Here is a 19370-nt window from a genome sequence, read left to right as displayed (position 1 = left end):
CTCGCCGCTGTTGCGCAGCCGCACGGTGGTCAGCCGGGCCAGGAAGGCGGTCAGTTCGCCGGCCCGGGGTGGCCGCGTCAGCTGTTCCAAGGCACGCCTCCGTGCGCGTCCGGCCGTCGTGACGCCTCCAGCCCGCCCGCCGCCGGGTGAGGGCGCGTGTCGGGACGGCCCCGGCGGGGGGACCCCGGTCCTGACGTGGACGCGCCCGGAGCAGCCGGTGAAGATCTGGCGGACGTCCGGACGTTTTGCCCTGGATTGCCCCACCTACGGACCGTCAGGGCTTTGCCACCGTCCGCGGGCGCTCCTACGCTCCGGCGTCATGCCCTCACCCCTGATCAGCGTCGTCGTCCCCGCCTACGACCAGCGGAAACAGCTGGCGGACTGCCTGGACTCGCTGCTCGCCCAGTCCGTCCGCGACTTCGAGGTGCTGGTGGTCGCCGACCGCTCCCCCGAGTGCCCCGCGCAGCTCGCCGAGCGCTACGCGGCCCGTCACCCGCAGGTCTCCGTGCTGCGCCTGGACGCGGCGGTCGGCGTCGGCGTCAGCCGCAACGCGGGCGCGGCCCACGCCCGGGGCGAGTACCTGCTCTTCCTCGACGCCGACCACCTGCTCGCCCGCGACGCCCTGGGCGCCTTCGCCGACCGGCTGGCCCGGACCGGACCGGTCGACGTGCTGCTCTTCGGCCACACCCGGCAGCACGGCGGACGGGACTGGCCCGGCGGCGCCGAGGCGCTGCTCGCCGGGGCCGGCGGCGAGGTGTTCGGCCCGATGGAGCGCCCGGAGCTGCTGGGCGCGCCCGCGCTGATCTGGGACCGCCTGGTCTCCCGCGCGCACTGGCTGCAGCAGGGGCTGGCCTTCCCGGACGGCACCTACGAGGAGATCCCGCCGGTGCACCGGGCGATGCTGACGGCCGGCCGGATCGCCGTCCTTCCGCGCGCCTGCGTGCAGCTGCGCCGCCGGGAGACCGTCCACCCGACCGGCTCACCCGGCAGCGGCAGCTTCGACATCTTCGACCAGTACGAGCGGACCTTCGCGCTGCTGGACGTGCTGGACGCCCCGGACGCCGTGCGGGAGGCGCTGTTCACCCGGATGATCCGGCACTACCTGTTCGTCTTCGACCTCGCGGGCTGCGTGGCCCGCGCCGAGCGCCCGCAGTTCTTCCACCGCGCGGCCGAGCACCACCGCCGTTTCCAGCCGGCCGGCCACCGCCGCCCGGCCGGCCGCGAGGGCGTCAAGTTCTCCCTGCTGGCCGGCGGCGCCTACCCGGCCTTCGAGGTCGCCAAGCTCTCCCACATCGCCGCCGGCACCCTCACCGGAGCGGCCCGCCGCCGCTAGCGCCGGCGGGCCGGTGGTCAGGCGTGGGCGGTGCCGCCGTCGGTGGCGAGGGTGGTGGCGATGCGGCGCAGGGTGTCGGCGCGGACGTCGTCCGGGAGGGGCGGCAGGACGTCCATCCACAGCGGGAGGGTGGAGCCGAGCAGCTGGCGCTGTCCGGCGGGCCGGGCGATCAGCCACAGGTGCAGGTGGGCCGCGCCGTCGCCCCAGCGGCTCACGTGGACCCGGCCGACGCCGCCGAGGGCGTGGATCGCCCGCTCGACGCGCTGGAGCACCGGGCCGAGTTCGGCGGCCCGGGCCGGCGGGAGGTCGAGCAGGTCGTGGTGGCCGCGCGGGTTGAGCAGCAGGACGGCGGGCAGGCCGTGCGGCTGGCCGTAGGCCCGCAGGCGCCAGTGCTCGTCGGTCCAGACGAAATCCTCGTCCGGTCGGCCGCACTCGCCGCACTCCGCCGGGCCGGCCTCGCCGTGCCGGGGCGGCTCGGGCAGCTCGGGGGCGGCCAGCGGCCGCACCCGCAGCTCGCCGCCCTCGGAGGGCTCGTACGGGAAGATGTCCCAGGCCGGTGCGGCGTCCTCGGGGATCGGGAGGCGCTCGCCGACCGGCAGGTGGGCGAGGAACGGGCGGGCGTCGTCGTGAGGGTCGTTGATCACGGACACCGACCCTGCCAGAGCCCCCGGGTGCCCGGCCAGCCCTTTCCCGGTACCACCCGCCGGTCGCGGCTGCGATGATCGGCTCAGCCGTACTCGACGCCGGCAGGCACCACCGCCCGGGAGGACAGCCCGTGAGCCGACCCGACACCGCGCCCGGCACCGACCTGGCCCGCGAGCTGTCCGCCGTGCTGCGCGGCGAGGTCCGCTTCGGCGCGGCCGAACGCACCGTCTACAGCCACGACGCCTCCAACTACCGCCAACTGCCGCTCGGCGTCGTCAAGCCCGCCGACCTCGACGACGTGCGCACCGCGCTGGCACTCTGCCGCCGCTACCGGGTGCCGGTGGTGGCGCGCGGCGCCGGGACGAGCATCGGCGGGCAGGCGATCGGCCCCGGCGCGGTGGTGTTCGACTTCCGCCGCCACCTGGGCGCCGTCCTCGACGTCGACCCGGAGCGCCGCACCGCGCGGGTCGAGCCGGGCACCGTGCTGGACGACCTGCAGCGCGCCGCCGCCCCGCACGGGCTGCGGTTCGGGCCGGACCCGTCCACGCACAGCCGCTGCACCCTCGGCGGCATGATCGGCAACGACTCCTGCGGGGCGCACTCGGTGGCCTGGGGCCGGACGGCCGACAACGTCGAGTCGCTGGACCTGCTGCTCGCCGACGGCACCGAGCTGACCGTCGGTGGCCCGCTCGGCCCCGGGGAGCGCGCCGCGCTCGCCGCCCTGCCCGGGCGGGCCGGTCAACTCCACCACCGGCTCCAGGAGTTCACCGACCGCAACCTCGCCGTCATCCGCCGCGGCATGCCCGCGCTGCCGCGCCGGGTCTCCGGCTACCCGCTGGACGCGCTGCTGCCCGAGCGCGGCCACCACCTGGCCCGCGCGCTCACCGGCACCGAGGGCACCTGCGCGCTGCTGCTCGGCGCCACCGTCAGGCTGGTCGAGGACCCGCCCGCCCGGGCCCTGGTGCTGGCCGGCTACCCGGACGAGACGGCGGCCGCCGACGCCGTCCCCGCGCTGCTGCCGCTCGGCCCGCTGACCGTCGAGGGCATGGCCGCCGACCTGCTCGCCGCTCTGCTCGCGGCCGCGCCGCGCCCGCCCGCCCTGGACCGGCTGCCCGACGGCGCCTGCTGGCTGTTCCTGGAGACCGGCGGCGCGACGGCGGCCGAGGCGCTGGACGCGGCCCGCCGGCTCGCCGACGCCGTCCGGCGCGAACGCACCGCCGGCGTCGCCGTGGTCACCGACCCCGCCGAGCAGCGCCGGCTGTGGAGCGTGCGCGAGGCGGGCGCCGGCATCGTCACCCGGCTGCCCGGAGGCGGCGAGGCGTGGCCCGGCTGGGAGGACTCCGCCGTCCCGCCGGAACGGCTCGGCGACTACCTGCGCGACCTGCGCGCACTGCTGCGCCGGCACAGCCTGCGCGGCGTGCCGTACGGGCACTTCGGCGAGGGCTGCGTCCACCTGCGGATCGACTTCCCGCTCGCCCGGCCCCACGGGGTTCTGGTGTTCCGGGAGTTCCTGGAGCAGGCCGCCGATCTGGTGGTCGCGCACGGGGGTTCGCTCTCCGGGGAGCACGGCGACGGGCAGGCCCGCGGCGAACTGCTGCCGCGCATGTACCCGCCCGAAATCATCGGCCTGTTCGGGGAGTTCAAGCGGATCTGGGACCCGGAGCAGCTGCTCAACCCGGGCACCCTGGTCGATCCGCGCCCGCTCGACGCCGACCTGCGGTTCACCGGCCCGGAGCCCGCGCTGCCGCTCGCCCTGCCGTACGAGCAGGACGACGGCAGCCTCGCCAAGGCGGTGCGCCGCTGCGTGGGCGTCGCCAAGTGCGTCGACCCCGACACCGGGGTGATGTGCCCCAGTTACATGGCCACCGGCGAGGAACGGCACTCCACCCGCGGCCGCGCCCGGCTGCTCGCCGAGATGCTGCGCGGCGGCGGCCGCAGCGGGGGCGCGATCCCGGACGGCTGGCGCTCGGCCGAGGTCCGCGAGGCCCTGGACCTCTGCCTCGGCTGCAAGGGCTGCGCGAGCGACTGCCCGGTGCACGTCGACATGGCCACCTACCGGACCGAGTTCCTGTACCAGCACTACCGGCACCGGCCGCGGCCCGTCGCGCACTACGCGCTGGGCCGGCTGCCGCTCTGGCTGCGCGGCGCTGACCTGGCCCCCGGCCTGGCGCCGGCCCTGGCCAACACCGTCGCCCGGTCCCCGGCGGCGGGCGCGCTCAAGCGGCTCGCCGGGATCGACCCGCGCCGGGTGCTGCCGGTCCTGCCGCCGGAGACCTTCACCCGGTGGTACCGGCGCCACCGCGCCGCCCGTCCGGCCCCGGCGGGCGCGCCGCCCGTCCTGCTCTGGCCGGACACCTTCGCCAACCACCTGCAGCCGGAGGTGCTGCGCGCGGCCGTCGAGGTACTGGAGCACCTGGGCTTCGACGTCCGGCTGCCGGCCGGACCGGTCTGCTGCGGCCTGACCTGGTACTCCACCGGCCAACTCCCCGGCGCCCGGCGGGTGATGCGGCGCAGCCTGGCCGCGCTCGCCGCCACCGGTCTGCCGGCCGGCACGCCGGTGGTCGGGCTCGACCCGAGCTGCACCGCGACGCTGCGCGAGGAGGTGCCGCGGCTGCTCGGCGCCGAGGGCCGCCCGCTGGCCGAACGGACCCGCACCTTCGCGGAGTTCGTCGACGAGTACGCGCCCGACGCACCGCTGCCGCAGCTGCCGGTGGAGGCGGTCACCCAGACCCACTGCCACCAGCACGCCGTGCTCGGCAGCGCGGCGGACCGCCGGGTGGAGCGGCGGATGGGCGTCACCAACCGGGTGCTGGACTCGGGGTGCTGCGGGCTGGCCGGCAACTTCGGCTTCGAGCTCGGCCACTACGAGGTGTCGGTGGCGATCGCCGAGCGCGTCCTGCTGCCGGAGGTCCGCGCCGCCGGACCGGACACCGTGGTCCTCGCGGACGGCTTCAGCTGCCGCACCCAGATCGCCCAGCTGGCCGACGGCCGGCGGGCGCTGCACCTGGCGGAGCTGATGCAGCGGGCGCTGCACGCCCACGAGACCAAGCCGTGAGAGCCGTGACAGCCGTGACAGCACGGCGGCCGAGGCCCTGACACCGCGCGCCCCGGCGGTCACCATGACGGGAGGACCCTCACCACCGCCGAGGCGGACAAGATCCTGGCCGACGACTTCGCCCCCTGGGTGCAGGCGCTCGGCCTGTCGGTGACCGACACCGGCGAGCGCCACGCCGTGCTCCGCCTGCCCTGGTCCGACCAGGTGGCCCGGGAGGGCGGCGCGCTCTCCGGGCAGGCCCTGATGGCCGCCGCCGACACCGCCGGGGTGATCGCGGTCTCGGCCGCCCGGGGCGGCTTCGGTCCGCTGACCACCGTCCAGCAGTCGACGTCCTTCCAGCGCGCGGTCACCGGGCGGGACGTCCTGGTGCACGCCCGGATCACCAAGCTGGGCCGGCGGATCGCCTTCCTGGACGTCACCCTCACCGCCGAGGGCGAGCAGGAGCCGGCGGCCCACACCACCGCGGTCTACGCGCTGGCCTGAGCCGCCCGGCCCCGCCTGTCCGTTCTGTCCGTCCTCAGACGCCCTGCGGCGTCTCCAGCACCTCCTTGGAGCGCGGCGGGTCCTCGGCGCAGACCGCCGTCACGAACTCCGCCACGCGCGCCTGCGGCATGCCGCGCGCGATGTCCGCCTCGCTGATCATGCCGACCAGCTCGTGCTCCGGGTGGTTGATCACCGGAAGCCGGCGCACCCGGTACTGCTCCATCACCCGCAGCACCTGGTCGACGTCCTCGTCCGCCTCCACCGTCATCGGCCGCCCCTGGGCCACGTCGCCGGCCGTCACCTGCTCCGGATCGAGGCCCTCGGCCACGCACTTGAGCACGATGTCCCGGTCGGTGAGGATGCCCAGCAGCTTCTGCCGCTCCCCGCAGATCGGCAGTGCCCCGACTCCGCGTTCCTTCATGATCCGGGCCGCGGCGGCGAGCGTCTCGTGCTCGCGCACGCATTCGGCGCCCCGGTGCATGATGTCGCCCGCATTGGTCATGATCGGCCTCCTGACCTGCCTGCCACTCCCACGTCTCCATCGTGGTCCGGCGCCGTGAGCCTCGCCACCGGGCCGGGCGCGGGCCCGTGCCCGGCCCGTCACGCCGGGCCGCCGTCCTCCCCGCCGCCGCCCTCGCGCCGCCGCTGCGGGTCCAGCGGCGAGCGGTCCAGCACCTCCTCCAGCGGCGGCAGTTCGAGCTGCTCCATGCCGGGCAGCGGGGTCTGCGCCGGCAGCGGCTCCGCCGGCTCCACCGCGTCCGCGTCCGCGCCGGGCCCGTCCCGCACCGCCGCACGCCGGTGGGTCTCGGCCGCGCTGTCCAGGAACCGCAGCAGCTCCACCGGGAAGGGCAGCACCAGCGTCGAGTTCTTCTCCGCCGCGACCTCCACCACCGTCTGCAACAGCCGCAGTTGGAGTGCCGCCGGGGTCGTGCTCATCACCGCGGCCGCCTCCGACAGCCGCGCGGACGCCTGGAACTCGCCGTCCGCCGTGATGATCCGCGCCCGCCGCTCCCGCTCGGCCTCCGCCTGCCGGGACATCGAGCGCTTCATCGACTCCGGCAGGGCGACGTCCTTGATCTCCACCCGGTCGATCTCGATCCCCCAGCCCAGCGCCGGACTGTCGATCATCAACTCCAGGCCCTGGTTGATCGGTTCGCGGTTGGCCAGCAGGTCGTCCAGCTCGCTCTTGCCGATGATCGACCGCAGCGAGGTCTGCGCCACCTGGGAGATCGCGAAGTTGTAGTCCTGGACGTTGACGATCGCCTTCACCGGGTCCTCCACCCGGAAGTACACGACGGCGTCCACCCGGACGGTCACGTTGTCCCGGGTGATGCCCTCCTGCGCCGGGATCGGCAGCGTCACGATCTGCACGTTCACCCGGCGCAGCCGGTCCGCGACCGGCACCAGCGCGACCAGCCCCGGATCGCGCACCTCGTCCCGCACCCGCCCGAACCGGAACACCACGCCCCGCTGGAACTGCTGCACCACCCGCAGGCTCAGGCCGCCCACCACGGCCGTCAGCATCAGCACCGCGACAATGACCCCGATCACCACATCGACGACCATGACGGCCTCCTCGCGCTCCTCGCGCAGCAGCGGGCCCCAGCCGTCGCCACCGCTGCCCGGCCGGCGGCCGCCGGAACCACCGCTTCCACGCTACGCCTGCCCGACGGCTGCGGACCCAACCCGATTTCCGCCCTAGGATCGCCCCATGCCGCAGCCCCCCGCCGGCCCGCCGGACCCCGCCGACGACCCGGAGCACCCGCGCCACCCCGCCGAGGCGGCCGCCCGCGCCGTGGACCTCACCGTCCTCGACCGCGTCGTCACCGGCTGCCGCGCCTGCCCCCGGCTGGTCGAGTGGCGCGAGGAGACCGCCCGCACCAAACGCCGCGCCTACCAGGACTGGGACTACTGGGCCCGCCCGATCCCCGGCTTCGGCCCGCCCGACGCCCCGCTGGTGCTGGTCGGCCTCGCCCCCGCCGCGCACGGCGCCAACCGCACCGGCCGGATCTTCACCGGCGACCCTTCCGGCGACCTGCTCTACGCCGCCCTCCACCGGCTGGGCCTCGCCAACCGCGCCGAGTCCGTCCGGCACGGCGACGGCCTGGCCCTGCACGGCGTGCGGATCACCGACCCGGTGCGCTGCGCCCCGCCCGACAACAAGCCCAGCACCGCCGAACGCGACACCTGCCGCCCCTGGATCGCCCGCGAACTCGAACTCCTGCGCCCCACCGTGCGCAGCGTCGTCGCCCTCGGCGGCTTCGCCTGGCAGGCGCTGCTCCCCGCACTCGACACGGCCGGCTGGACGGTCCCCCGGCCCCGCCCGCTGTTCGGCCACGGCGCCCACGTCACCCTGCCGGCCCGCGACGGCGGCCCGCCCCTGGAGCTGTTCGGCTGCTACCACGTCAGCCCGCGCAACACCAACACCGGCCGCCTCAGCACCCCCATGCTGCGCGACCTGCTACGCACCGCCGCCCGCACCGCCGGACTCGCCCCGGCCGACGACTGACCGGCTCCGCCTCCACCGAGGCGCCCACCTGCTCCCCCGCCGCCCGCACAGCACACCGAAACCGAACAGCCCCGCCGAGACACCCGCCCGCACCCGACCCCGCCGACGCCCCTCGGCCAAGCGCGCCGGCCTCGGCCGGGCCGCCCGTACAGCGCCCCGAAAACCAACGGCTCCGCCGAGGCGCCCGCCCGCTCCAGCAGAGCGGCCGACGTCCCGGTACTCGCCCAGCACCTCCTGAACGGCCCGCCACCGGCGCCGCGGCCTCACTCGCGCACCGGGCACGCCTGGCCGCCTACCGCGCCTCGTGCGACGCCGCATCCTTCTCCGCCGGACCCGACCCGGCCCAGGCACCGCTCAGGCGAAGCGCGCCAGCTTCGGCCGCGCCGCCCGCGCCCACACCCCCGGCAACGCGAGCCTCGCCCGCTCCGCCTCCGCCAACTGCTGCCCGTACAGCACACCGAAGCCGAACGGCTCCGCCGAGGCGCCCGCCTGCTCCCGCAGGGCGGCCGACGCCACCACCGCGTCCTGGTGCTCGCCCAGCACCTCCTGGACGGCCCGCATCCGCGCCACGTACCGCTCCGCCGCACGGCCCGCCACCGGCACCGCGGTCTCGCCCGCGTACCGGGCGCGCTTGGCCGCCTTCCGCGCCTCGTGCAGCGCGGCGTCCCGCTCCGCGCCGCCCGCGAGCGCCGCCCGCACCCGCCCGGCCGTGCGCCGCTGCTCCCGCTCGGCCACCCGGGCCAGCTCCGGCCCGGCCGCCCGGCCCGCCCGGCGGCGCAGCGGCGGGTCGGCCAGCAGCTCCGCCAGGCCGTCCGCCAGGGCGCGCCGGCGCGGGCTGTCCAGTGCGGCCACCACCTCCGGCCAGACCCGCCGGTACTCGCCGCTCCCCCAGCGCTCCAGCTCCGCCGCGACCCGTTCGGGCCCGCACTCCGCGGGCAGCTCGCGCGCCCGCGCGGCCAGCCGTTCGGCGAGCACCTCGCGATCCCGGGCCCGTCCCAGCGCCGCCGCCAGCCAGCGCAGCTCGGCCACCAACGTGTCCGCGGCGCCCGGCGTGAGCAACCGCCCGTAGGTGCGGAGCGCGCTGCGCAGCCGCCGGCAGGCGACCCGCATCCGGTGCACCGCGTCCGGCTGGTCGGCCCGGACGGCCTCGTCCAGCCCGGCCAGCACCTCGGCCTGCGCCCGGATCCGCCCGAGCACGACCTCACCGACGGTGACCACGTCACCCGCCATCCGCCCGCACCCCCTCCCGGGGACTCCGGAACACCTCCGGGTCTCCTCCAGGCTAGGCCCTCTCTTTCGGATCAGGTCGGACCAGCGGGCGTCTCCCCGGCCTTCGGCGACCGGCGACAAGCCGGCGCGGGGGCACCGCCCGGCCGAAGGCCCGGGGGAGTGCGTGCTCCGGCGGCGACCGCCCGGCGTGATCCGGAAGAGAGGACCCACCCGGTCGGCTGTCGGGCCCCGGCCGGCACCCCGAACAGGATCGGCGTCGGCACCCTCGACGGGCAGGCCGTCCTGGAGGTCGCCGACCACGGCCCCGGCCTCACCGAAACCCAGCGCCGGCGCGTCTTCGACCGCGTCTACCGCGCCGACGGCTCCCGCAACCGGGCCACCGGCGGCTCCGGCCTCGGCCTCGCCATCGCCGAGGCCCTGGTCACCGCCCACGGCGGCCGGATCACCCTCGACACCACCCCGGGCGGCGGCTGCACCTTCCGCGTCCTCCTCCCCCTGCCGCCGACCTGACCGGGTCCTCCCGGGCGGGGCGTCAGGGGCGGAGCTGGACGGCCAGGGACATGGTGTAGCCGACGAGCGAGGCGAAGAAGACGACGGCGGTGGTGTAGCGGGCGGTGAAGGGCAGGCCGGCGAGGGCGGGGTAGAGCAGGACGGCGGTGCCGGCGGCGATGTCGGCGAGATAGAGGCCCCGGGGCGGGACGACGCCGGTGGTGCGCGCGGCCCAGCCGGTGGCGACCAGGAAGCCGGTGAGCAGGATGAAGCCGGACAGCAGGCCGGAGCCGATGCTGGAGAGCACGGGATGGGGTTCGGGCGGTTGTTCGCCCTCGGGAACGGCCGGGCGCACCCGGTGCGCGACGGCGAGGGCGCCGACGGCGAGGATCACGCAGCCGGCGGCGCTCAGCAGCGGGGCGGGGTTCATCGGCGGCTCCGGGAGGTCGCGTGGTGGTGGCCCAGGGCGGCGGCGAGCGCGGCCGGCACCAGGACGGTGAGGACGAGCACGGCCGACCAGGTGGCCGGGTCGAGCCCGGCGGCGGGCGGCTCGGCGGGCGGCGGGGGCGCGGCGGCGACGACCGCGACGCCGGCCGCCGGGCTCGGGGCGGGCGGCGGGGCCAGGGGCGGGGGCTGGGGCGGGGCCGGGCGGCTCGGCGAGGCCAGCACCGGGCCGGGTGCGGGTGGCCACAGGGGTGGCGCCGCCTCCACGGTGATCGGGGCCCGGGGCGGGAGCGGAGCCGGTTTCACCGCGTGCGGAGAGGCGAGCGGGGACGTCGGCACCACCGCCACCGCCGACGGCACGAGCCCGGGCGCGGGAGCAGCGGGCACGGGCACGGGCACGACGGTCGGCGACGGCGACGGCGTGACGGCCGGGGACGGCACGACGGGGGTCGGCGCGGCCGTGGGCGAGGCCGGAGCGGACGGCGAGGGCGAGAGCGAGGGCGACGGCGAGGCGGCCGACGGTGACGGCGAGGCCGACGCCGACGGCGACGGCGACGGCGACGGCGACGGACAGGGCCACGACCAGGGCGAGGGCCACGGCGCCGTCGGCCGGGACGGCGGAGAGGGCGGCGGAGGCGGCGACGGCGACGGACAGGGCCACGACCAGGGCGAGGGCCACGGCGCCGTCGGCCGGGACGGCGGAGAGGGCGGCGGAGGCGGCGACGGCTCCGGAGGCCCCACCGGTCCCGCGCCGAGCGCGTAGTCCATCGGCCGATTGTCGGACCGCCCCACCACTCCCGTCTCCGCGCCTGACGGCCCCTCACCCGCCCCGCGCCCCGCCAAACCCATCGCTCCGGTGAACTCTCCGCCCCCGACTCCCGAACGGGCGATCGATGCGGGACAACCTGTGCACCGATCCGGCCGGGAACCGGGACGCAGCCTCGTGCCCGATGTAAACGTCGTGACATACTCCCGAACATGACGACCTCCACCCACGCGACGAGGGCCCTGCGGGCCGCGGTGTTCACCGCGCTCGCCGTGCCGCTGTCCGCGCTGGGCCAGGTCCTCATCACCGGCCGGCCGCTGCCGCTCACCCTGGTGGTGCTGGCCGGCGTCGTCGTCTTCCTGGTCACGGCCACGCTGGCCGGCGGGGAACGGCGGCTGTCGCAGATCGCGGCCGTGATGGTCCCGGTCGAACTGCTGCTCAACACGACCTTCAACCTGGGCCAGACCACCTGTGGTCCGGCCCTCGGCGGTGACCTCCCGGCCCGCGGCATGAACCTGCTGGTCTGTGGCGGCGGCTCGGTGGACGGATCGTCGCTGTTCTACGGCCAGCTGGGGCACTCCGGGCGGCTGGCGCCCGCCGCCACCCAGCTGCTGCTCCTGCTGGTGCACCTGGTGATCGCGTTGGCCGCCGCCGCCTGGCTGCGGCTCGGCGACGCCGCCCTGTCCGGCCTCGGGCGGGCGCTGCGCGCGCTGCGCCAGGCCGTCGCGGCGCCGCTGCGGGCGCTGGTCCTGCTGCTGGTCCCGGCGCCGGCCCGGCCGGTGCTGCGGATCCCGCTGCCGGTCCCCGACCGGCGCCGCCCGCGCCGCGAGGACGTGGTGCTGAGCCCGGCACCGCGCCGCGGTCCGCCGCTGCTCGCGCCTGCCCGCTGACGAGCCTTTCGAAGGCCGGTCCTCCGAAGGACCCGTGGCGGGCGGCGCACAACTCCGACCTCTCGTCCGGTCCCCTCTCCGGCCGACGCGCGCCCCGTGCCGCGCGCCGGAGCGGGACACCCCCGCGCGCCCCGAGTCGCGCCCCACCACGGAGTTGACCGAGCATGGCTCACCCCAACCAGAAGCCCTCCCGCAAGCAGGCCCAGAAGATCAGCGCCCGTGAGCGCATCCAGGAGGCGCAGCGCCAGGAGAAGCTGGCCGCCACCCGCCGCCGGCGGATCGTCGTCGCCGTCTCGGCCGCCGTCGCGCTCGCCCTGGTCGGCGGCACCGCCCTCGCGATCAGCGCGGCCGGCGACAACAAGTCCTCCTCGGCGGCCGAGCCGACCGAGCTGGTCGTCCCGGCGAACACCTCCGGCACGGACGGCACCGTGATCACCTACGGCAAGCCGGACGCCGCGCACACCGTCCAGGTGTTCGAGGACTTCCGCTGCCCGGTCTGCAAGACCTTCGAGGCCGCCAACGGCGACTCCCTCAAGAAGCTGGCGGACGAGGGCTCCGTCAAGGTCGAGTACCACCTGGCCGCGTTCCTGGACAAGAACCTCGGCGGGAAGGGCTCGCGCACCGCGCTGGCCGCGGTCGGCGCCGCGGTGAACGAGGGCGTGGACAAGTTCAAGGCGTACCACGACGTGCTGTACGCCAACCAGCCGGACGAGCGCGAGGACGGCTTCGGCGACGTCAACCACCTGCTGAGCCTGGCCGACCAGGTGCCGGGCCTGAAGACGGACGCCTTCGTCAAGGCGGTCACCGACCGGACGTACGCGCCGTGGGCGAAGAAGGTCGCGGACGCGTTCAACGACAGCGGGGTGACGGGGACCCCGACGGTGAAGGTGGACGGCAAGCCGCTGCCGCTGTTCAGCGGCAACCGCGCCCTCACCCCGGAGCAGTTCACCGCCCAGGTGAAGCAGGCCGCGGGCTTGCAGTGAGCACCACCGGCCCGGCCGACTCCCGGCCGGGCCGGCCCCTTCCTCACCCACGGAGTGCTCTGCCATGACCGCATCGACCGCTCTGCCACCCTCCTCCCCGTCCTCCCGCCCCGCCTCCCCCGCTCCGGCGCCGCCCGGTGGGGCGCCGATCGGCGCGGGCCGCGTGTTCTCGCTGTTCGTGCTGATCGCCGGCCTGATCGGGCTGGCCGCCTCGGCCGTGCTGACCTTCGACAAGCTCCGCATCCTGGAGGACCCCTCCTACATCCCGAGCTGCAACCTCAACCCGGTGATCAGCTGCGGTTCGGTGATGCGCACCGACCAGGCCGAGGTGCTCGGCTTCCCCAACCCGCTGCTGGGGCTGGCCGCGTTCGGCGCGCTGGCGGCGGTCGGCGCCGGGCTGCTGGCGGGGGCCGCGTACCGCCGGTGGTTCTGGCTCGGCCTGCAGGCGGGGACGGTGTTCGGGCTGGGCTTCGTGCACTGGCTGATCGACCAGGCGCTGTACGACATCGGCGCGCTCTGCCCGTACTGCATGGTGGTCTGGGCGACGGTGGTCACGCTGTTCTGGTACACGACGCTGCACAACCTGCGCTCCGGGGTGATCCCGGTCGGGCCGCGCTGGCAGCCGGTGGTCCGGGAGGCGGCGCGCTACCACTGGGCGCTGCCGGTGCTGTGGGCCGCGGTGATCGCGCTCCTGGTGCTCAACCGCTTCTGGTACTACTGGTCCACCCTGATCTGACGCTCCGTCGCGATCGAACGACGGACCCCGGCCGCCCCTGCGGCGACCGGGGTCCGTTCCGTCGGCCCGGTCAGCCGAAGACCGCCCGGCGGAAGGCGTTGCGCAGGTCGGTGAGCGGCTGGAAGTCCCGGCCGTAGTGGACCTTGTTGGTGAGCAGCAGGGCCCAGCGGCCGCGTCGGCGGGAGACCCAGATGCCGGTGCCGGTGAAGCCGTAGTGCACGAAGGTGCCCTCGGCCGGATCGGTGCCGGCGGCGCAGAGCCAGGACAGGCCGCGGGCGGGCGCCAGTCCGCCGGTGTGCACCCGCAGCGACTCGGTGATCCACGGCTCGCCCCAGGGCAGTTCGGCCCCGGCGGGCGGGTCGAGCAGTGCGGTGAGGAAGCGCTCCAGGTCCCGGGCGGTGGAGAAGGCGCCGGCATTGCCGGAGACGCCGCCGAGCAGCCGGGCGGAGGGGTCGTGCACGAGGCCGCACAGCACCCCGCCCACCGTCCGCTCGTACTCGGTGGGGGCGGTGCGGTCCGCGTCCCGCGGGCCGAGCGGGCCGTAGCGGGTGTCGGCCATGCCGAGCGGGCGCCAGGTCTGCCGGGCGGCGAGTTCGTCGAGCGGGGCGCCCGCCAGGGACTCCACCAGATGGCCCAGCAGGACGGCGGCCCGGTCGGTGTACTCGACGGCGGCGCCGGGCGGGCGGTGCAGCGGGGCGGTGAGCACTCCGGCCCGGATCGCCGCCGGATCGCTCCCGTACAGCTCGGCGAACCGGGTGCGCAGCGGCAATCCGGCGGTGTGGGTGAGCAGTTGACGGGCCGTCACCGAGCCGACCGGGCGACCGGCGGCGGGCCGCCAGTAGTCGCCCAGCGGCCGGTCGAGCGGGAGGAGCCCGGCCTGCCGGAGGGCTCCGGCGCACGGCCAGAGCGCGATGATCTTGGTGACGCTGGCGAGGTCGAAGACGGTGTCGTGGCCCATCGGCCGCTCGCCGTACGGGCCCCGGCCGAGCACGCCGGCGCGGCCCCGGCCCCGGGCGCCGCCCGCGTCGCCGACCGACCAGACGCCGCCGGTCCCGGCGGCGCGCAGCCCGTCGGCCACCAGGCGCTCCAACGGCCCGCCGGGCGCGGCGAGTTCGTCGAGCGGGGCGGGTGGCGGTGCTCCGGTCACGATGCTGCTCCCCGTCTCCCGCGAGCCCTCCCGAGCGGGCCCCGTCGGACCCCTCGGGAGGCTACCCGCCCCGGGTGCGGGTCAGACGGCGGGCGCGCCGCCGAACTCCTTGCCGAGGCAGATGCTCTGCTCGTGCTCGCGGTAGAGGCCGAACTTCTCGATCGCCGTGTAGCCCTCGGAGGTGTACAGGGCGACGGCCTCGGGCTGCTCGGTGCCGGTCTCCAGGATGAACCGGGTGCGGCCGGCCCCGGCGGCGGTCTGCTCCAGGTGGCGCAGCACCACCCGGGCCAGGCCCCGTCCGCGCGCCTGCGGGCGGACGAACATCCGCTTGAGCTCCGCGTCGGTGGCGCGGATGCCGAACGACGCGGCCCGCTTGGCCCGCCAGCCGCCGCAGGCGACCGGCGCGCCGTCCAGGTAGGCGACCAGGAAGAGCCCGGCCGGTGGCTCGAAGTGCTCGGGGTGCAGCTCGGTGAGGTCGGCCTCGCCGTAGCGCCGGACGTACTCCTGTTGGACCTCGGCCGCCAGGAGCTGGGCGTCGGGGTGTCCGTAGCCGGTGATCCGGATCTCTATGCCGTCACCCTTCGTGTCGTGCACGAAGGCTCCGCCGGTGGTGCTGCTCTCCATGGTCGTCAAGGGTACGGCCCGCGCTCACAGCGCCTCGGGGCGGCCCTCGAATCGGGCGACCAGCGCCTCCTTGCCGAACATCCGGGCGGTGTCGACGGCGGACGGGGTGCCGGCGGACGGGTCGGCGCCGCCGGTCAGCAGCGCGTCGACGACGTCGTCGTTGCCCTTGAAGACGGCTCCGGCGAGCGGGGTCTGGCCCCGGTCGTTGGCCCGGTTCGCGTCGGCGCCGCGCTCCAGCAGGGCGGCGACGGCGGGGGCGTGGCCGTGGTAGGCGGCGAGCATCAGCAGGGTGTCGCCGCGGTCGTTGGTGAGGTCGGCCGGGGCACCGGCGTCGACGTACGCGGCGAGGGTGGCGGCGTCGCCGGCCCGGGCGGCGTCGAAGAGCCGGCCGGCCAGGGCGATCACATCGGCGTCGGGGGTGTCGGTCATCTCTCGGCCTTTCTCCGGGGACGCACCCCGCGCGGGGGCCGTCCGGCGTTGTCGGCGGTCGCGCCGCAGGCACGGTAGCGCACGGAGCACGGACGCGAAGGCCGCGCGGCCGTTGGGACGAACTTTCCGGCGCGGAGCGGCAAGTCCGGGAATCCACCCATTTGCCCCGTTCCATCCGCTATTACCTTTTGTCACGATTGTGGCACTTTCCGTGGCACTGTCCCCGCCCCCTCCCCCCGAGGAGCAGATCGTGATCCTCTCGATTTCCGGCATCGTCCTGTTCGGCACCATCGCCTTCCTCTTCTTCCGCAGGGACGGACTCAAGGTCTCCCATGCCATCGTCTGCGCCCTGCTCGGCTTCTACATCGCCGGCTCCTCGATCGCCCCGAGCATCACGGCGGGTGGCGCCAGCCTCGCCAGCCTGCTCGGCGGCATCAAGTTCTGACCCCTCTCCCCGTACCGGCCCGGGCGCGGATCCCACCGCCCCGGGCCGGGTCGTTGCAGCAAGCCCTTCCCACCGACCGTCCCACTCGCCCGGGGAGCCAGGAATGCCGCTCAACCGCCACCACCTCGCCAGGGGCCGCGACCTCGTCCGCACGGCCGGCGACCACGCCTCCGACATGTTCGCCCCGCTCACCGTCATCGGCCGCGGCCTGCGCCACCACACCGCCTGGGTCAGGGAGCGCTGGCAGTCCACCCCGAAGGACCGGCGCGGCCCGACGCTCTTCCTGACCGCCGCGATGCTGACGGGGATCTACCTGCTGCCGCACGGCCTGCTGTTCGCGCTGATCGCGCTGATGGCCAGCGCCGCCTGGGCGGGCCGCGCGCCCAAGGCCCCGCCCGCCGCCCCCGAGCCGGACCTCGCCGACGTCAAGCTCGGCGCGCTCTACGCCGCGCTGACCCCGTACCTGGCCGGACCGGACGGGCTCAGCCCGCTTTACCACCACGAGGGCAGCTACCGGGAGGTCTTCTCCGGGTGGGAGTTCGACGCCGAGGGCCGGCTCGCCCGGCTGGAGATCGCCTACCCGGCGTACTTCACCGACACCGAGCCGGCCGCCCGGGCCCGGATCGAGCAGGTCGTCCAGGGCAAGGCCGGGCGGGCCCGGGAGTACCGCTTCGACTGGGACGAGGAGTCCAACAAGCTGCGGATCGCCGCCCTGGCGCCGCTGCCCACCGACATCGCCGCCCAGCGGTTCGTGGCGGCCCCGGGCGAGATCGTGCTCGGCTTCACCGACGGGGACGGCAGCGCCCGCACCATCCCGGTGCACCAGGGCGGGGCGCTCGCCCAGCAGCCTCCGGTGGTCTGGCGCACCGGCCCGCGCTCGGGCGAGCCGCACCTGCTGGCGCTCGGCGTCAGCGGTTACGGCACCTCCAGCCTGATCCGCTCGGTGGCGCTGCAGGCCCTGCCGTTCGCCGACCTGGTGGTGATCGACGGCGCGGGGACCGGCGAGCACGCCTGCCTGGTCAACCGGCCGGGCGTGCACACCGTGGAGACCAGCCTGCACGGCGCGCTGGCCGCGCTGCACTGGGCGGCCCAGGAGACCGAGCGCCGGCTCACCGCGCTGAACGCCGCCCGGCACGCCGGCACCGCCCCGCCGGAGGACGCCACCCGGCCGCTGTGGCTGCTGCTCGACCACCCGACCGAGCTGAGCGAGCTGGCTCACGCCGAGGGGCGGCCGGACCCGCAGGACCTGCTGGAGCTGCCGCTGCGGCACGGCCGGGCCGCCCGGGTCACCGTGGTGGTCGCCGACGACGTCGAGGCCCGGGAGCGGATCTCGCCGAGCGTGCGGGCCACCACCCGGGCCCGGGTGGTGCTCGGCCCGACCGGCCCCGAGGAGGGCCACGCGGCGCTCGGCGTGCCGCTGGACATCGTGCCCGCCGCCCAGGCCCCGGCCGGGCGCGGCTACGCCCGGATCGGCGCCGGCGCCCCGGTCCGCCTCCAGGTGCCGGCCACCGTCGACCCACTGGACGAGGACGCCCCGGCCGCGCTGCGGGACGCGGTGATCGCCCTGCTGCCGCACCGCGACACCCGCACCGAGGCGCCCGCCCCGGCCGCGCCCGCGCAGCCCGTGCAGCCGCTCCCGGAGGGTCCGCCGACCGTCCAGGTGGAGCTCGACCCCGCCGCGCACGCCGGGGTGGACCTCGCCAAGGGCCCGGCCGCGCTACGCTTCCGCCCGCTCGCCTGAACCGGCGGGCCGGCACCCGAACGGGAGGGGCGGCGCGGACCGCCGGTCACCGCCCCGGTAGGCTCGTCCGGGAACGGCTGCCCGATCACCAGATGTGAAATAGGTGACACCTGGGGTGATATCACCGGCCAGATGTGACAAATCGGGCGCTGGTGGGTACAAACAGGGGCGGCACGACAGACGACGCATGTCCCGGGACGGGAATCTTCGTCGGAAGCCGAGCGTTGACCGAACGACGAAGAACAGCGACCACTAGTCCTGTGGGCCATAAGCCCGGGAGGCACGATTCATGAGCGAGCGAGCTCTCCGCGGCACGCGACTCGGGGCCACTAGCTACGAGACCGACCGTGGTATCGATCTGGCTCCCCGCCAGACCGTCGAGTACGCATGTCAGAACGGACACCGATTCGAGGTTCCCTTCTCGGTCGAGGCGGAGATCCCTCCGGCCTGGGAATGCCGATTCTGTGGTCAGGAGGCGGCTCTTCTCGACGGCGACGAGCCGGAGGAGAAGAAGGTGAAGCCGACGCGCACCCATTGGGACATGCTGATGGAGCGCCGGACGCGCGAGGAGCTGGAGGAGGTGCTGGCCGAGCGGCTGGCCGTGCTCCGCTCCGGTGGGATGAACCTCGCGGTGCACCCGCGGGACACCCGCAAGAGCGCCTGACCCCGCTCCCGCCGAGGGGTGGGAGCACGCGAAAAGGGACCCTGGTCACCAGGGTCCCTTTCGCGTTGGCCGGGGTCCGTCTGCCAGGGGTGGCCGGAGCCGGCCGCCCCTGCGGGCGGCCGGCGGCCGCGGCCGGTCAGCCGTTCAGCGGTGGCCGGTAGGCGGTGTCCGGGCCCTGCGGGCCGGCGGCCGGACCGCTGCCCGGCTCGACCACCTCGCCCTGGATCACCTTGCCGTCCGGGCGGTGGATGCGCAGCTGCTCCTGCAGCCGCATCGCGTCCGCGAACGCGTCGGTGCCGACGCCCGCGGTGGAGCGCAGCGCCTTGTCGGCCATCCGGCGGCCGACCGCCCGCCACAGCGCGCGGGTCGGCGGGAGGAGCAGGGTCAGCGCCAGGACGTCCGACAGGAAGCCCGGCAGGATCAGCAGCAGGCCGGCCAGCACGGTCAGGCTGGTGCCGGTCTGCGGCTGCTTCGACTTCGGGTCACGGGTCTGCTCGAAGGCCGCCGACAGCGCCCGCGCGCCGGCCCGCTTGATCAGCGAGCCGCCGATCACCGCGCCGGCGATCAGCAGCAGCACCACGGTCAGGCCGCCGAGCCAGGAGCCGACCTGGACCAGCAGCCAGATCTCCAGCACCAGCCAGGCGGTCAGCAGCAGCGGCAGCACCCGCCGCAGCTTCGAGCGCGGCGCCGGACGGGCGGGGGTAGCTTGCTGGGTCACGGTACGAATCCACTCCAAGCGGTGCTCTGCGCGCCGCAC

Annotated in this window: 22 protein-coding genes; 12 read left to right on the top strand and 10 right to left on the bottom strand. The window is 75.9% G+C overall.

Annotated features, from left to right (window positions below; all coding sequences use genetic code 11):
- Positions 1-319 precede the first annotated feature (319 nt).
- Positions 320-1333 (top strand): glycosyltransferase family 2 protein, encoded by a 1014-nt coding sequence (locus ABT093_RS19285; RefSeq protein WP_350565736.1) that lies wholly within the window; start codon positions 320-322, stop codon positions 1331-1333.
- A 17-nt stretch (positions 1334-1350) separates the two neighbouring features.
- Here ABT093_RS19285 and ABT093_RS19280 read toward each other — a convergent pair whose 3' ends face one another.
- Positions 1351-1977 carry an HIT family protein gene (locus ABT093_RS19280; RefSeq protein WP_350565734.1) on the bottom strand — a complete coding sequence of 209 codons (627 nt, stop codon included), beginning with the start codon at positions 1975-1977 and terminating at the stop codon, positions 1351-1353.
- Between the two features lie 74 nt (positions 1978-2051).
- On the opposite strand from ABT093_RS19280, the gene ABT093_RS19275 reads away from it, so the two are divergent.
- Both ABT093_RS19275 and ABT093_RS19270 read left to right on the top strand, forming a co-directional pair.
- Positions 2052-5033, top strand: a complete 2982-nt coding sequence (locus tag ABT093_RS19275) for an FAD-binding and (Fe-S)-binding domain-containing protein (RefSeq protein WP_502884261.1) — start codon at positions 2052-2054, stop codon at positions 5031-5033.
- Between the two features lie 129 nt (positions 5034-5162).
- Positions 5163-5516, top strand: coding sequence for a PaaI family thioesterase (locus ABT093_RS19270; RefSeq protein ID WP_350565730.1), 354 nt, complete (start codon positions 5163-5165; stop codon positions 5514-5516).
- A 34-nt stretch (positions 5517-5550) separates the two neighbouring features.
- Here ABT093_RS19270 and ABT093_RS19265 read toward each other — a convergent pair whose 3' ends face one another.
- Both ABT093_RS19265 and ABT093_RS19260 read right to left on the bottom strand, forming a co-directional pair.
- Entirely contained in the window at positions 5551-6018 is a 468-nt protein-coding gene (locus ABT093_RS19265) for a CBS domain-containing protein (protein WP_350565728.1), read from the bottom strand.
- 98 nt (positions 6019-6116) lie between these two features.
- Complete coding sequence (locus ABT093_RS19260; protein WP_350565726.1) at positions 6117-7082, bottom strand: slipin family protein; 966 nt, start codon at positions 7080-7082, stop codon at positions 6117-6119.
- Positions 7083-7227: 145 nt separating this feature from the next.
- Between ABT093_RS19260 and ABT093_RS19255 the strand changes: the two genes are divergently transcribed.
- Positions 7228-8025: a uracil-DNA glycosylase gene (locus tag ABT093_RS19255; protein WP_350565724.1), complete on the top strand. Its 798-nt coding sequence runs from the start codon at positions 7228-7230 to the stop codon at positions 8023-8025.
- Positions 8026-8379: 354 nt separating this feature from the next.
- On the opposite strand, the gene ABT093_RS19250 is transcribed toward ABT093_RS19255, so the two are convergent.
- Positions 8380-9255 carry a CHAD domain-containing protein gene (locus ABT093_RS19250; protein WP_350565722.1) on the bottom strand — a complete coding sequence of 292 codons (876 nt, stop codon included), beginning with the start codon at positions 9253-9255 and terminating at the stop codon, positions 8380-8382.
- 159 nt (positions 9256-9414) lie between these two features.
- Here ABT093_RS19250 and ABT093_RS19245 point away from each other — a divergent pair, with 159 nt between their 5' ends.
- Complete coding sequence (locus ABT093_RS19245) at positions 9415-9765, top strand: sensor histidine kinase (protein WP_502884260.1); 351 nt, start codon at positions 9415-9417, stop codon at positions 9763-9765.
- A 22-nt stretch (positions 9766-9787) separates the two neighbouring features.
- Here ABT093_RS19245 and ABT093_RS19240 read toward each other — a convergent pair whose 3' ends face one another.
- Positions 9788-10174 (bottom strand): hypothetical protein, encoded by a 387-nt coding sequence (locus ABT093_RS19240; RefSeq protein WP_350565721.1) that lies wholly within the window; start codon positions 10172-10174, stop codon positions 9788-9790.
- Positions 10171-10581, bottom strand: coding sequence for a hypothetical protein (locus ABT093_RS19235; protein WP_350565719.1), 411 nt, complete (start codon positions 10579-10581; stop codon positions 10171-10173). Before ABT093_RS19235 ends, ABT093_RS19240 begins: the two co-directional genes overlap by 4 nt.
- Positions 10582-10609: 28 nt before the next feature.
- On the opposite strand from ABT093_RS19235, the gene ABT093_RS19230 reads away from it, so the two are divergent.
- From ABT093_RS19230 to ABT093_RS19215, 4 genes are all read left to right on the top strand, one after another.
- Positions 10610-10951 (top strand): hypothetical protein, encoded by a 342-nt coding sequence (locus ABT093_RS19230; protein ID WP_350565717.1) that lies wholly within the window; start codon positions 10610-10612, stop codon positions 10949-10951.
- Between the two features lie 215 nt (positions 10952-11166).
- On the top strand, positions 11167-11844 hold the full coding sequence (locus tag ABT093_RS19225; protein WP_350565715.1) for a hypothetical protein: 678 nt from the start codon (positions 11167-11169) through the stop codon (positions 11842-11844).
- 164 nt (positions 11845-12008) lie between these two features.
- Positions 12009-12827 carry a DsbA family protein gene (locus ABT093_RS19220; RefSeq protein ID WP_350565713.1) on the top strand — a complete coding sequence of 273 codons (819 nt, stop codon included), beginning with the start codon at positions 12009-12011 and terminating at the stop codon, positions 12825-12827.
- Between the two features lie 64 nt (positions 12828-12891).
- Positions 12892-13563 (top strand): vitamin K epoxide reductase family protein, encoded by a 672-nt coding sequence (locus tag ABT093_RS19215; RefSeq protein WP_350565711.1) that lies wholly within the window; start codon positions 12892-12894, stop codon positions 13561-13563.
- A gap of 70 nt (positions 13564-13633) precedes the next feature.
- On the opposite strand, the gene ABT093_RS19210 is transcribed toward ABT093_RS19215, so the two are convergent.
- The 3 genes from ABT093_RS19210 to ABT093_RS19200 form a co-directional block, all read right to left on the bottom strand.
- Positions 13634-14710, bottom strand: coding sequence for a serine hydrolase domain-containing protein (locus tag ABT093_RS19210; protein WP_350565709.1), 1077 nt, complete (start codon positions 14708-14710; stop codon positions 13634-13636).
- 81 nt (positions 14711-14791) lie between these two features.
- Complete coding sequence (locus ABT093_RS19205) at positions 14792-15334, bottom strand: GNAT family N-acetyltransferase (protein WP_350565708.1); 543 nt, start codon at positions 15332-15334, stop codon at positions 14792-14794.
- Between the two features lie 24 nt (positions 15335-15358).
- Positions 15359-15763 (bottom strand): ankyrin repeat domain-containing protein, encoded by a 405-nt coding sequence (locus ABT093_RS19200; protein ID WP_350565706.1) that lies wholly within the window; start codon positions 15761-15763, stop codon positions 15359-15361.
- A 250-nt stretch (positions 15764-16013) separates the two neighbouring features.
- Here ABT093_RS19200 and ABT093_RS19195 point away from each other — a divergent pair, with 250 nt between their 5' ends.
- The 3 genes from ABT093_RS19195 (at position 16014) to ABT093_RS19185 (ending at position 18613) form a co-directional block, all read left to right on the top strand.
- Positions 16014-16208, top strand: a complete 195-nt coding sequence (locus tag ABT093_RS19195) for a hypothetical protein (RefSeq protein ID WP_148646425.1) — start codon at positions 16014-16016, stop codon at positions 16206-16208.
- A 103-nt stretch (positions 16209-16311) separates the two neighbouring features.
- The gene (locus ABT093_RS19190; protein WP_350565704.1) at positions 16312-17949 is read left to right on the top strand and encodes a hypothetical protein; all 1638 of its coding nucleotides are present in this window, start codon (positions 16312-16314) and stop codon (positions 17947-17949) included.
- Between the two features lie 289 nt (positions 17950-18238).
- Entirely contained in the window at positions 18239-18613 is a 375-nt protein-coding gene (locus ABT093_RS19185) for an RNA polymerase-binding protein RbpA (protein WP_030243354.1), read from the top strand.
- A 136-nt stretch (positions 18614-18749) separates the two neighbouring features.
- On the opposite strand, the gene fxsA is transcribed toward ABT093_RS19185, so the two are convergent.
- Entirely contained in the window at positions 18750-19331 is a 582-nt protein-coding gene (fxsA, locus tag ABT093_RS19180; protein WP_350565702.1) for an FxsA family membrane protein, read from the bottom strand.
- Between the last annotated feature and the right edge of the window lie 39 nt (positions 19332-19370).

This window comes from Kitasatospora sp. NPDC002551, from assembly GCF_040296005.1.
GTDB lineage: Bacteria > Actinomycetota > Actinomycetes > Streptomycetales > Streptomycetaceae > Kitasatospora.
The sequence above is the reverse complement of the archived record's forward strand: the minus strand, read 5'-3'. Positions and strand labels throughout refer to the sequence as shown.